Origin of the sequence: Streptomyces sp. NPDC057963 (genome assembly GCF_042887155.1) — a bacterium.
GTDB lineage: Bacteria > Actinomycetota > Actinomycetes > Streptomycetales > Streptomycetaceae > Streptomyces.
Map to the genome: position 1 here is coordinate 154,270 of NZ_JBHVPX010000009.1, position 13,704 is coordinate 167,973.

8 protein-coding genes are annotated in these 13,704 nt (G+C 70.8%); 4 read left to right on the plus strand and 4 right to left on the minus strand.

Annotated features, from left to right (window positions below):
- Positions 1 to 249: 249 nt before the first annotated feature.
- A complete protein-coding gene (locus ACFVT1_RS22265; protein ID WP_389798074.1) occupies positions 250 to 789 on the plus strand; it encodes a DUF4232 domain-containing protein in 540 nt (179 codons plus the stop codon).
- Positions 790 to 970: 181 nt separating this feature from the next.
- Here ACFVT1_RS22265 and ACFVT1_RS22270 read toward each other — a convergent pair whose 3' ends face one another.
- The 3 genes from ACFVT1_RS22270 to ACFVT1_RS22280 form a co-directional block, all read right to left on the minus strand.
- The gene (locus ACFVT1_RS22270) at positions 971 to 3,028 is read right to left on the minus strand and encodes a phosphocholine-specific phospholipase C (RefSeq protein WP_389798076.1); all 2,058 of its coding nucleotides are present in this window, start codon (positions 3,026 to 3,028) and stop codon (positions 971 to 973) included.
- 257 nt (positions 3,029 to 3,285) lie between these two features.
- Complete coding sequence (locus ACFVT1_RS22275; protein WP_389798079.1) at positions 3,286 to 4,548, minus strand: cytochrome P450; 1,263 nt, start codon at positions 4,546 to 4,548, stop codon at positions 3,286 to 3,288.
- Positions 4,545 to 5,807, minus strand: a complete 1,263-nt coding sequence (locus tag ACFVT1_RS22280; protein WP_389798081.1) for a cytochrome P450 — start codon at positions 5,805 to 5,807, stop codon at positions 4,545 to 4,547. Before ACFVT1_RS22280 ends, ACFVT1_RS22275 begins: the two co-directional genes overlap by 4 nt.
- Positions 5,808 to 6,133: 326 nt before the next feature.
- Between ACFVT1_RS22280 and ACFVT1_RS22285 the strand changes: the two genes are divergently transcribed.
- The 3 genes from ACFVT1_RS22285 (at position 6,134) to ACFVT1_RS22295 (ending at position 11,505) form a co-directional block, all read left to right on the plus strand.
- Positions 6,134 to 8,860 (plus strand): TIM-barrel domain-containing protein, encoded by a 2,727-nt coding sequence (locus tag ACFVT1_RS22285; RefSeq protein ID WP_389798083.1) that lies wholly within the window; start codon positions 6,134 to 6,136, stop codon positions 8,858 to 8,860.
- A 222-nt stretch (positions 8,861 to 9,082) separates the two neighbouring features.
- On the plus strand, positions 9,083 to 9,562 hold the full coding sequence (locus ACFVT1_RS22290) for a hypothetical protein (RefSeq protein ID WP_389798085.1): 480 nt from the start codon (positions 9,083 to 9,085) through the stop codon (positions 9,560 to 9,562).
- 83 nt (positions 9,563 to 9,645) lie between these two features.
- Positions 9,646 to 11,505 carry a hypothetical protein gene (locus ACFVT1_RS22295; RefSeq protein WP_389798457.1) on the plus strand — a complete coding sequence of 620 codons (1,860 nt, stop codon included), beginning with the start codon at positions 9,646 to 9,648 and terminating at the stop codon, positions 11,503 to 11,505.
- Here the strand turns inward: ACFVT1_RS22295 and ACFVT1_RS22300 are convergent.
- Positions 11,495 to 13,627, minus strand: coding sequence for a tetratricopeptide repeat protein (locus ACFVT1_RS22300; protein ID WP_389798087.1), 2,133 nt, complete (start codon positions 13,625 to 13,627; stop codon positions 11,495 to 11,497). The genes ACFVT1_RS22295 and ACFVT1_RS22300 overlap by 11 nt on opposite strands.
- Positions 13,628 to 13,704 lie beyond the last annotated feature (77 nt).

Sequence of the window (13,704 nt, forward strand, 5' to 3'; positions counted from 1 at the left end):
GGGCGGGCCCGGCCGGGACGGCACGGCGCCCACGGGCCGCGACCCCCCGCCCCCGACGTCGCGGTGCGTCGGGGCGGTCCGGGCGTCGGCACCCGGATATCACGGTGCCGGTATCCAGATACATCGAACCGATAGGTCCGATCTGTCGCGTGGATCGCCGTGCACCCGTCACACTGGCCATGTCGGCCTCCCCGGCCGCCGGGCCGTCCGGCCGTGTCCGCAGGCTGTCGATCCGACGGGAGAAACATCATGCGTCTCCGTTCCGCCGTCCCCTCCGCCCTCACCGTCGCCGCCGCCCTGGCGCTGACCGGCACCGCCGCGGCAGCCACCACCGGCACGGCCGCCGCCCGCGCGGTGCCCCGCCCCGGCGTCTGTCCGGAAAAGGCCCTCGATGTGCGGGCCGCACCCGGCGGGCAGCGGAACGTCGTCCGTATCAGCGTCGCCAACCAGGGCGGCGCGGCCTGTGTCGTGGACCGTGTCCCGACGATCACCTTCCGGGGCCTGGACGGCTCCGCGGAGACCGTGCCGCCCGCGGGGAGCGGGCCCTACGTCCTCTCACCGGGCGAGCGGGCGTATGCCGCCCTGCGCACGGCGGACCCGGTCACCGCCGAAGGGCATGTCGTCGGCAGTCTGTCGGTGGCGGCCGACCCCTCCCACCCGGGTGTCACCTTCCGGGCGGCCACCGTGGGCATGCCCGAGGGGATCCATGTGTGGGTGCCGGTCACCACGCTGTGGCAGGAGTCGCGCGCGGCGGCCGACCTGGTCTTGGCGGACGCGCTGGGCCGATGACGCAACGGCCCTCTCGGGCCGGACGGTCCGCCCGTCCGCACAGGACGTCGCGGCCGTGCGTACAAGCCGTGGTGACCCATGAGGGCCGTGTCCCGCGGGCGGCGGTGTCCGACGGGTGGTCGGGCGGGGGTACGGACACCCACCCCGCCCGGACCTCCGCCCACCGCCGCCCGGCCCCGGTTCAGCCGGTGTTCAGGGCCGGATCGCTCGTACCCGCCTCGCCCGTCTCGACGTGCCCGGCGAACCGCCGCAGGAACGCGGTGTCCGTGTCGCAGACCACGGAGATGTCGTACCAGCGGCCACTCCCCCGCAGGTCCACCGAGTGGGTCACGGTCGCGCCCGCGCGCACCGTGAACGTCTGGGCGGACCCCCCGTACGCCTCGCTCACCGTCAGATGGGCATCACCGGCACCGGCTTGAGTCATCGTCAGTTCGAGATGCCCGTCGGTCGCGTTGTGACGGGCGGTCACCTCGGGCCCTGCCGTTCCGCCGGTCCCCCTGAACGTGCGCAGGAAGCCGTTCGGACCGTGCACACTGAGGTTGGTCAGGCCCTTCGAGTAGGCCGTGTTCCAGGTGTCGGAGAGCGACTTGCCGGCCTCGGTGGTGTAGGTCCAGGGGCCGTCGGTGCGGTTCGCGGACGTGACCAGGAACTGCGCCCCGGCCGCAGCGCCGCCGCTGAACGTGAGGCCGTACTTCCCCGTCGCCGGGTACGCGGCGCCGTCGACGAACGGCGCGTACGGCAGCGGCCGGGTGGGGCGGGAGCCCCGTTCCTGTTTCGGCACACTGCCGACGGCGGGCGGTACGGGCACGTAGTCGGGATGCCGGTCGCGGTCCGGCGGCAGGTATCCGGCCGTCGAAGGCAGCGCGACGGGAGCGGCGTCCGTGCGACGGAAGTCGAACGCGGAGGTGAGGTCACCGCAGACGGCTCGCCGCCAGGGCGAGATGTGGGGTTCCTTCACACCGAAGCGGCGCTCCATGAACCGGATGATCGAGGTGTGGTCGAAGACCTCGGAGCAGGAGTACCCACCGGTGCTCCACGGCGAGACGACCAGCATCGGCACCCGCTGCCCCAGACCGTACGGGCCTGCGGCGTAACTCCCGCTGCCGGCGAAGAAGTCGGCCGAGGTCGCCACGGTGGAGAGCCCCTGGGCCGCGCCGGACGGCGGGTACGGCGGCACGATGTGGTCGAAGAATCCGTCGTTCTCGTCGTACGTGACGAACAGGGCGGTCCTCCCCCACACCTCCGGGTCGGACGTCAGCGCGTCCAGCACCTGGGAGATGTACCAGGCGCCGTAGTTCGCAGGCCAGTTGGGATGTTCGCTGAAGGCTTCCGGGGCGGCGATCCAGGAGATCTCCGGGAGCGTTCCGGCCTGCACGTCGGCCCTGAGCCTGTCGAAGAGCCCGTCGCCCTTCTTGGCGTCGGTGCCGGTGCGCGCCTTGTCGTAGAGCGGATCTCCGGGCTTGGCGTTGCGGTAGTTGGTGAAGTACAGCAGCGAGTTGTCACCGTAGTTCCCCCGGTACGCGTCGCTGATCCACCCCCAGGACCCGGCGGCGTCCAGCCCGTCGCCGACGTCCTGGTAGACCTTCCAGGACACCCCGGCCTTCTCCAGGCGTTCGGGGTACGTGGTCCACCCGTACCCGGCCTCGTCGTTCCCGAGCACGGGGCCGCCGCCGACGCCGTCGTTTCCGGTGTGCCCCGTCCACATGTAGTAGCGGTTCGGGTCCGTGGACCCGATGAAGGAGCAGTGGTAGGCGTCGCAGACGGTGAAGGCGTCGGCGAGGGCGTAGTGGAACGGTATGTCCTCGCGGGTGAGGTAGGCCATCGTCGTCGCCGACTTGGCGGGCACCCACTGGTCGTACGCGCCCTTGTTGAACGCCCGGTGTCCGCCCGCCCAGTCGTGGTTGAGGTCCTGGATGAACTGGAGCCCGAGGTTGTCGGCCGCGGGCCGGAACGGCAGCACTTCCTTGGTGCCGGACGACTGGTGCCACACCGGTTTGCCGCTGGGCAGCGTGACCGGTCGCGGGTCACCGAAGCCTCGTACGCCCTTGAGCGTGCCGAAGTAGTGGTCGAACGAGCGGTTCTCCTGCATCAGCACGACGATGTGCTCCACGTCCTCAAGGGTGCCGGTGGCACCCTTGGCCGGCAGGGAGGCAGCGCGGGCGATGCTGTTCGACAGCAGGGTGAAGGCGGTTGCGCCTCCGGCGAGTTGCATGAAGCGGCGTCGGTCGAGTTCAGCCATGGGTGAGGTCCTCTGTGGGGTGAGGGGACACGGGGCGGAAGCGACTGGAGTGTTCCAGAGTCCGCCGAGCCGCGGAAGGGCCGTGCGGTGTGGACACGGTGGCGATCCGCCGAACAGGAGGCAGCGGACCGGGGCCCCACGGCGGACACCGCCGGCGCCGCCGCCGTAACCCGCCCCGCTGTCCCGCTCCCCGTACACCGGACAGGGGCTCGGGCCGCCCGGTCCCTTCCGGGCGGCCCTCGGTGTCCTCCCGGTCCTCAGCCGTGCAGCAGGACGGGGAAGGACTCCATGTCGTTCTGCGTCATCACCGGCAAGTTGCGGAAGTCCTCGTCCGCGAGGGCCGGCCGCAACCCGGGGAAGCGCCTGAACAGGGCGGGCAGGGCAATGCCGGCCTCCACGCGGGAGAGGGCGGCTCCGGGGCAGATGTGGGGGCCGTGGCCGAAGGCCATGTGGCGGATCGGGGCCGGCCGGGTGATGTCGAAGGCGTCGGCGTCCGGCCCGTGCTGCTCGATGTCACGGCCGATGGCGCGGTAGGAGATCACCACTCCTTCGCCCTTCGCGATCACCTCGTCCCCCACCTGGATGTCCTCGGTGGCGAAACGCATCAGCAGATGGGTGGTCGGGGTGTCCCAGCGCAGCGTCTCCTCGATCACCGCCTCCCACGGGATCTCGCCGTCGAGAACCCTGCTCAACTGGTCGGGGTGGGCGAGCAGGGCCCGTACGGCGTTCAGGACGAGCCCGATGGTGGTCTCGTGCCCGGCGGCCACCATCGCCTTGAGGTTGCCCACCACCTCTTCCTCGGTGAGCGGCTCCCCGCCCTCTTCGGCGAGGATGAGCGCGCTGGTCAGATCGTCGGCCGGGCGGGCGGTCCGCTCCCGTACGAGGTCGGCGTAGAAGACGTCCAAATCGGCCAGCAGCGACAGGCGTTCCTCCTGCGGTGTGAGCATGGAGAAGAACGCTTCGTACCGCTTCATCAGCATGGGGTGCTCGGCCTCGTCCACCCCCATCAGCATGCCGACGACCCGCATCGGCAACGGCTGTGCGAACACGGACTTGAGGTCGACGGCACCGCCCTCGTTCCTCTCGCTCTGTTCGGCGAGGGCGTCGAGCAGTTCCTCGGTGAACCTCTCGATCCGCGGACGTATCTCCTCCAGCCGGCGCGGGGTGAGCGCCTGGGAGGTCTTGGTACGCAGCCGTCGGTGCTCCGCCCCGTCCGCGGTGAACATCGAACGCCCGGCGTCGATCATGCCGATGAGCGGCCAGGCATGCGTGACCTCCCCGCGCTGCCAGAGTCCCCAGGCGTCCAGATCCTTCACCAGCCGTGGATCGACGAGCAGTTGACGGGCCACGGCATGCCGGGTGACGGCCCAGGCCGGGACTCCGAGCAGTTCGATCCTGGCGAGCGGACCGGCGTCGCGCAGCCGCGCCGTCTCACCGTCGAGATCCTGGACCAGCGGGTCGATCACGACGGCCCCGCCATCCGGGGTGGCCCCATGTGCGGCAGCGTGCGGGCAGTTCAAGAGAAGTCTCCTGTCGGACGTACGGGCGTGAACCGGACGGGGAGTTCGGTCATCCCCCGCAGGAAGGCGGACTGCCGCCGGACGAGCGTGTGCGCGGGGACGGACAGCTCCAGGTCGGGCAGCCGGTCGAGCAGCACCTCGATGCCGGTACGGGCGATGGCCTCGGCTGTCTCCTGGGCGGGGAAGGGGCAGCGGTATTCGCCGTGGCTGAACGCCAAATGCGCGCTGTTGCCGCCCTGGCTCGGCGGCCCCGCCGTGGTCGAGAGGTGCTGCCGGATGTGCGGATCGGTGTTGGCGGCGCCCAGGCCGAGCAGCACCATGTCCCCGGCCCGGATGCTCCTGCCGCCCAGCCGGGTGTCACGGGCCGCCCACCGGCCGGCGAGGATCTGCGTCGGACACTCCTCCCACAACACCTCGTTCATCGCCTCGGCGACACTGTGGCGTCCACCGGAGAGCGCGACGGCGAACTGATCGTCGGTGAGCATCAGCCGCAGCGAGTTGCCGATCCAGTCCGCCGTGGTGAGGTGCCCCGCGGCCGTGATGGCCATCAGGTCGAGCACATACTCCTCATCGGTGAACACGCCGGGGTACGCCAGCATTCGGGAGGCCACATCGTCGCCCGGCGCGGCCCGTCGGTCCGCCAGCAGCCGTTGCATGTGCTCCCCGAACCGCAGATGGGCCTCCTGCGCGCCCGGTCCGCCGTCGGCGAGGTCCCTCAGCACCGCGGCGATCCGCGCCCCGTCCGCATCCGGGAAGCCGACGAGACGGGCGAGGACGAGCACGGGCAGCGGTACGGCGAAGTCGGCGATCAGATCGGCCGTGCCGCGTTCGCAGAATCCGTCGATGAGACGGTCGGCCAACCGCTCGCAGTGGCCCGCGAGTTCGAACGGCTCGATCCCTTCAAGGGCCTGCCCCACCATCGCGGCGTGGCGCCGGTGCTCGGCACCCGCCGTGAAGTAGATGGAGGGCATCGGCCGGCCGATCATCGGCAGCAGCGGCCAGTCCTCCGGAATGTTCCCCCATTGATTCCACAGGCCGACGTCCCTGGGAAACAGATCGCCGTCGCTGGTGACCTGGTGGAGTTCGCGGTACCCGATGACCAGCCAGGCCGGGAACCCGCCCGGGAGCTCCACCGGTACGACGGGCCCGTGTTCGCTCCGCATGGCGCGGTAGACGACGTGGGGTTCGGTGTGGAAGCCGGGTCCGCTGAGCGGGACGGCGGACGGGCACTCGGGCGCACCGGGTGCGGGCGTCGTCATCGAACGGATTCTCCTGTGCCGGGGGCTTCGCGCGTCGCGGGTGGTCGCACGGTCAACGCGGCTTCACTATAGGGACATTCAGTGAGTGTTTCGGCACCGTTCACGACCATTCTCGCCACTTGTTCGATCAGATGAGCCCGTTTTCAGGGCATGGTTGACCATAAGGACGGGGATATCCCGCCCACAGCGGCCAGGAGCGCCCACCGCCACCCCGGGGCCGGCGAAGTCCGCAGAGACGGGGCACCGGAAGGAAGCGCCGAACCGGAACGTTGACATGCACCGGCCGTACGGTGAATTCTGATGCGCGAATCTCCAGAGTTCCAAGCATGTCTGCGCAGGCATCGCCCACTTCGCTGTTCGGTACGAACGGAGAACACTCCTTGCGGATCCTTCAGAACCGCCCCAGCCAGGCTGCGGTCGGCACGCTGTCGGTGATCGTCCTCGCGCTCACCGCCCTGACCGTCCCGGCCCCGCAGGCACAGGCCGCGGCAACGCCGTCGGGCACCCTCGACGGGAACACGAAGCATGTGACGTGGCAGAGCCCGGTCTACGCCAAGGGCACCGTCGACTCCCCCGCCAAGTGCGGCACACCCGCCGACGACCCGGACAACGCCGTCTGCGCCCGCTTCGACCTGACCGTGAACCCGCCCCCGGGCCAGTGGGACGACAATCCCGAGGGCGGCGTGCCCGTCTCCATCCAATGGGAGACGCCCACGGACGACTTCGACATGTACATCTACGACTCGGCCGGCCAACAGGTGGCCTCCAGCGCGGGAACGGCCGACCCCGAGTCCACCGTCGTCCCGAAGGCCTCCGGCACCTACCACGTGGTCGTCGTCCCCTACGACGTGCACAACAACTCCTTCAGCGGAACGGCGTACCTCCCCGAGGCCACCGACGCCGGAGACCTCACCCGTTTCAGCGGTTCGCACGGCACGTACGAGATCCGGGCCGGAGCCCTCAAGGCCCGCGCCGATTTCTTCACCGACGACACACTGCGGTTGCAGGCCTCCCCGGACGGCGTCCTCGCCGACCCGAAGGACAGCCACATGATCCGCCGGCAGCCCACGCCCCAGCGGCACACCACGTCCTTCGACGCGGGCAGTTACTACGGGATCCGCTCCGAGGGCGTGGTGATGCGCGTCTACAAGAAGCCGCTGCGCTTCGGCCTCTACAAGGCCGACAACCGCACGGCCATCTGGCAGGAGGACGATCCGCTGCGCTGGACCGGCGGCGGCATGCGGCAGAGCCTGAAACGCGGCTCCGGCGAACAGTTCTTCGGCGGCGGTGAGCAGAACGGCAGTTTCTCGCACCGCGGCCGGGTGATGAACGTCGGCAACAACACCAACTGGGACGAGGGCGGTTACAACAACTCCCAGCCGTTCTACATCTCCACCGCCGGGTACGGCGTCTTCCGCAACACGATGACTCCGGGCATCTACGACTTCAACTCGCCGGTCCGGACCGGACAGCAGGAACGACGCCTGGACGCCTACTACTTCACCGGTGACACCAAGTCCGTCATCGGCAAGTACACCTCCCTGGTGGGCAAGCCGTTCATGCCGCCGGTGTACGGACTGGAACCCGGTTCCGCCGACTGCTACCTCCACAACGCGAACCGGGGCGAGCGCCACACCCTGGACGCGCTGAAGGTCTCCGACAGCTACGTGCAGAACGGGATGCCCCTGGGGTGGATGCTCGTCAACGACGGCTACGGCTGCGGTTACGAGAACCTTCCGCAGGCAGGTACGGGGCTCGACAAGAACCACGCGCAGCTCGGCCTCTGGACCCAGAGCGGTCTGCCGGACCAGGCCGAGGAGGCCAGGGCCGGCGTCCGGGTCCGCAAGCTGGACGTCGCCTGGGTCGGCGGCGGCTACGGCTTCGCGCTGGACGCCTGCGACCAGGCCAAGGCCGGCATCGAGGACAACAGCGACGCCCGCGGCTTCGTCTGGCTGCCCGTCTCCTGGGCCGGCGCACAGCGCTGCGGCGTGCTGTGGAGCGGTGACCAGAGCCTGTCCTGGGACTACATCCGCTGGCAGATCCCGACATACGCCGGCGCCACCCTGTCCGGCATCGCATACAACACGGGAGACGTCGGCAGCATCTACCGGCACGACCCCGAGATGTACACCCGCGACCTGCAGTGGAAGGCATTCCTCCCGGCCGTCATGACCATGGACGGCTGGGCGAGCGACATCACCACCAAGAAGCCGCACGACCAGCAGCCGTGGCTGGACGGAGAGCCGTACACCTCCATCAACCGCGCGTACCTGCAGCTCAAGGAACGGCTGCTGCCGTACATGTACACCCTGTCGAAGGACGCCACGAAGACCGGCGTCGGTGCGGTCCGGCCGCTCGCGCTGGAGTACCCCGACGACCCGGCGGCACTGGGACCGAACGCCACGTACGAGTTCCTGGCCGGGCCGGACTTCCTCGTCGCACCGGTGTACAGCGACACGGACACCCGTGACGGCATCTACCTGCCCAAGGGCACCTGGACCGACTACTGGACGGGGAAGACCTACCGGGGTCCGACCACGGTCGACGGCTACAAGGCACCGCTCGACACCCTGCCCCTGTTCGTCAAGGGCGGATCGATCGTGCCGATGTGGCCCGAGGGCACCCTGTCCTGGGAGTCACGGGACAGGAGCCGGCTCGACTACGACATCTACCCGCAGGGAACCACGGACTACACGCTCTACGAGGACGACGGCGTGACGAGGAAGTTCGCCGAGGGCGCCTCGGCCACCCAGCACGTACGGGTCCAGGCACCCGCCCCAGGCAAGAAGGGCGGCACCACCATCAGCATCGGCGCGAGCGTGGGCCGCTACGCGGGCAAGCCGTCCGCGCGTACGTACCATGTCACCGTGCACGGCAAGAACGCCCCGTCACGGATCGTCATGGGCCACAGCCGCCTGCACCGGCTGGATTCGGCGACGGAGTTCGCCGCGGCCGGGTCCGGCTGGTTCACCGACCCCGCGACCGGAGTCACGGAGATCAAGACGCCGTCCGTGTCCACCGGCCGCGGCTTCGCTCTGGAGCTGCGCACGTAGCAGGCGCGGGCACGCAGCAAGCGTGTCAGGGGCCGCCGTCCACGGCGGCCCCTTCCTCCGGTCCGTCGCCCCCCCCTGCCCGAGTTCGCCCCCAGGGATCTCTCGGGGTTGCCTCTCAGGGAAGGTCGGGGGTTTATCCAGTCGCTCGGACGACGCCTGCTCCGTAGGTTCTGCGGTGGAATCGGCACACCGCTCCAACCGACAGCCCACGGAGGCCCGCCAGTGACCGCCCCATCGCGTCGGCAGACGCGCACCCCTCACCCGCTCGTCGCCGCCTTTGTGCGGTTCGTCGTGTGCGGCGGGGGTGTCGGGCTGGCGTCGAGCGGGGCACTCGTCCTGCTCAGCGACCGGATGCCGATGACGGTCGCCAACGCGCTGATCACCGTCGTTTCCACGGTGATCGCGACCGAGCTGCACGGGCGGGTCTCCTTCCGGAGCGAGCGGAAGGGATGGGGGGTCCATCTTCAATCCGGGGTGACGGTCGCCGTGAGCTATGCGTTCACGACGGGCGCGTTGCTCTGCCTGCACGCCGTACGGCCCGAGCCCTCGGCCGTGGTCGAGCAGGCCGTCTACCTGTCGGCGTCCGCCCTGGCGGGCATCGGACGGTTCGCCCTGCTGCGGATTGTCGTCTTCGCCGACCGGAACCAGTCCCGATCGATCGATGAATCGCTGAGCAGGGACGCGGTGGCGATGGCCGCCTGAGGACGTCCTGGCCTGCCCCGACGGCACGGCGTCGCGCCGGTTGACTATCGTGGCCGGGCCGGACTGGAGGAAGGGGCGTGCGGATGGCGTACGGGCGGGCCGAGTGGGTCCGGGTGCCGGTGGGGGACGATGCCGCGCGGTGGGCAACCCGGGGCAAGTGTCTGCGCGTACTCGTCGTCGTACACAACGTGACCGCCGCGACCCGCCTGCTCGATGTGCTGCCCCTGTTCGACGACGACTGGCGTGTCCAACTGCTGGTGACCTGTACGGGCTCCTCGGCGTTCGCTGCCGGCACGGCGGAGCTGCTTGCCGATACCGGGGTGCCGGTCGTGCCCTGGGAGCAGGCGGCCGAGACGGAGGTGGATCTGGTCATCTCTGCCAGCTTCGGTGGCCGACTGGACGTCTTCTCCGGGAAGTTGGCCGTCCTGTCACATGGCGTTGGATACACTAAGAGGCTGGCGACACCGGACACCGGACACCGGACACCGGACACCGGATCGCGAGCGGGGGCTGGGGCGGCGCCTGCGCCCGTTTTCGGACTGGCCCCGGAGTGGCTCCTTTCGCAGGGCGCGCCCGTCGCGGACGCACTCGTCCTCTCCCACCCCGAGCAGTACGAACGGCTGCGCATCGCCTGTCCCGAGGCCGCGCCGACCGCTGTTCTCGCCGGGGACCCCTGCTTCGACCGGATGCTCGCGGCCCGGCCCCATCGCGATCGCTTCCGCCGCGCGTTGGGCGTGCGGCCGGGCCAGCGGCTCGTTCTGCTCAATTCGACCTGGAACTCCGACTCACTCGTCGGCGACGGCGAAGAGGGGCGGGGCGGGGGTGACATCGTCGCTGCGCTGCTGGATCGGGTCGCCGCGGAGTTCCCCGTGGACGAGTACCGGTTCGCGGCCGTACTGCACCCCAACATCTGGCACGGCCACGGGCCCGGCCAGATTCGGGCCTGGCTCGATCGCGCGCGGCGCGGCGGACTGGCGCTGATCGATCCGCTGAAGGGATGGCGGCAGGCCCTGCTGGCCGCCGATGCCGTCATCGGGGACCACGGTTCCGTCACCTACTACGCGGCCGCCCTCGGCACTCCCGTACTGCTGGGGGCCGCACCGCTCGACGCCCTCGATCCCGATGCGCCCGTCTCCGCGTTCATGCGAGAGGCACCACGGCTCGACCACGAAAGGTCACTGGCGGCGCAGATCGGGCAACTCATCGGCGGCCACCGGCTGTTGGCCGGGCCTGCCGAGTTCACCACCTCCGTCCCGGGCGAATCCGCAGTCCGGTTGCGGAGACTCTTCTACGCGATGATGGGTGCGCCGGAGCCCGGTCGGCCGGCCTCCCTGAAGCCGCTCGCACTGCCCGATTTCGAGCCCGGGACGGTCACCCTCCCCCTGCGCGTGCTGTCGCGGGTGACCGGACCCGGAACGATCGCGGTCAGCCGCTGGACAGGAACGCCGCAGGAGGCGGGCGCGGACGGCGGCGGAGAAGCACATGTCGCCGTGCACGAGGACACCCGTGACGTGGACCAGTTGGATCTCGCCGATGTCATCTTCCGGAACGGGGCACCCGACGATCCGCGGTTCGGGTCCCCGTCGGCCTGGACCGCCGAGGTGCTCCGCCGCCATCAAGGCTGCTCGCTCGCGGCCTATGTGACCGGACCGTCCGCGTGCGTGGTCCGGGTGCGCGGCGAGGAGCCGCTGCGAGTGGCGGCGACGCCCGCCGTCGACGCGGGTGACATCCGCGGTGCGGACCCCGCCGCGTACGCCTCCGCCCTGTACGCCTGGCTGGCCACGGGCAGCCATGACCCGGCCGCCGTCGCCGCGCGGCTCGCGCAGGTGGTGGCCGAAGGGCTCTCCGTGCGGACGGGCGCCCGGCTGCACCGCGTGCGGGTCGAACCTCTGGCACCCCCGGGTGAGGGGGCACCAGAAGCGGGGCGGCCGCTTACGGGGTGATGCAGCGCTCCCGCATACGCCGCAGATGCGAGAGGTGATACTCCGCGCGCTGGCCGTCGAGCGTGGTGATCGCCTCGTCGATCAGGGGCAGCGCCGCTTCGGTGTCCTCCCCGTCCAGCCAGGTCTCGGCGAGATCGGTGAGCGTCCGGGCCGTGTTGTAGGTGTCACCGCTCGCCCGGAAGCGGCGCAGCGCGGTGCCCAGTCTCTCCCGGGCCTCCTCGCTCCGCCCGAGCCCGCGCAGAGCTCGTCCGCGATGGCGCTCCAACAGGGCCTGGGCGCGCGGCAGATCGGCGACTCCCTCATCGTGCGCACCCAGCGTGTCCAGGATGTCCCCCGCCTCCTCGAAGCACTCGTACGCGTCCTGGTAACGCCACTGACGCAGCCTCAGCAGGCCCAGGAACTCCACGGCCGAGGCGTGGCCTCGCCTGTGGTCGGCCGACTCCTCGGCCCGTGCCGCTGCCAGCGTCTCGGCCTCCGCCTCCTCCCAGCGCCCCAACTCAGTCAACGTATGCGCGAGTTGGGCATGGAGCGCCCCAGCGTCGAGGCTTCCCGGACGATGGCTGTCGACCAGGCGTGCTCCGATGCGCAGCGCCGGCAGCAGCAGTTCGTGGTGCCCCGCTTTGAGCTGGAGCGGCCACAGGGACCGGCACAGGCGCACGGCGGTGTCCGGGTCGCCGGACTCCTCGGCACAGCGAACGGCCTCGACCAGATTGCCCGACTCCGCGAGCAGTGCGTCCAGGGCGGCACCCCGGTTCTCGTACCTCTGCCCGGTCCGGTCGCCGACGGGCTCCGGGACGCGCCAGCTCTCCGGAAGTGCCTGGTGGGCCGCCGATGCCGCCAGGCCGGTATAGGCGAGAAGCGTGCGGGCGAGAGCGGCGGAGCAGGCCGCGATTCCGTCCTCGCGGATCGCCGCGGCCTCGGCGTGTGCCCGGACTCCGGGGCGGTAGTGGTAGCGCCCGTCGTCGCTGCCGCTCCGGCTGCGCTCCAGGAGCATCCGGTCGGCCAGGTCCGCCAGGAGTTCGACCGCGGCAGCGGGGTCCTGGCCGGTGGTCCGTCCGGCCGCCGTGGCGTCGAAGGCGGGCCAGCCGCGCAGCGCCATCAGCCGGTACAGCCTGGCGGCTTCGGGGGCGAGGAGCCGGTAGTTGTCCTCTGCCGCCCCCTGGACCGGGTCGGTGTCGGTGCCGGTCCGACGCGGCGGAAGCGTGGGGGCGGAGAGCCGGTCCGCCGCGGCCCGGAGCGCGTACGGGGATCCGCCGCAGCGCGCGAGCAGCGACGGCAGCGCGGCACGGGCCGCGGCGACGGTGGACTTGTCGGTGATGTCGGTGAGCAGCCGTACGGCGTCCCGGTCCGTGAGCGGACCGACGGGGACCCGTACGGCGTCGAGACCGGGGAACGGGGTCCGGGCGACCACGATCGTGAAGACCGCGGGCGCCGACGTGAGGAACGGCCTGACCTGCGCCGCCGAGTGCGCGTGGTCGAGCACGACCAGGAGTCTGCGGTCCGACACGCAGTGCCGGAAGAACTCACCGAGCCGGTCGGTCGCCGTGGGCATCTCCTCGTCCCGCACGCCCAGTTGGCGAAGCAGCACGCGCAGGACGGTGCCGACGTCGCGTGCGCTCGCGGCGCCCCCGCCGCCGAGGTCGGCGTAGATCTGCCCGTCGGGGAAGAGACGGGTCGGCCGGGAACCGAAGTGCACGGCGAGCGTGCTGGAACCCATGCCGTCCGGACCGTGCACGAGGGCGAGGCGGGGTCTTCCGTCCGCACGCCGGGATGCCTCGCGCTGGAGTTGCCTCATCGCTTCCCTGCGGTCCGTGAAGAACCTCACGGAGGCGGGGAGGTGCGACTGCGCGGCCCGCGCCGGATTCGGTCCGCCGTGCACCCTGGCCGCGAACGCGTTCCAGGAGGCGGCGAGTTGGGGGTTCGTGCGGATCTGCTCGTGGACCATGCGGGCCACGTCGTCCCGTTCACCCGGCGCCACGGGCGCGGGGACCTCCCGCCCGACGATTCTCCGTACGAAGCCGCCGGTCGACTCCCAGGCCCATTTGCCGGCCTCGTTGGCCATTCCCGAACCAACCGCGCCGAGTACCGCCGAAATTGCCGCCACCGAGGTGGGATCCAGCATGTCGCGCACTCCTCGTTCCCGGTGTTCCGCGCGGTGCGCCCTCCCCGGCACCGCCGCTGCCACCGTGCGGATCAACG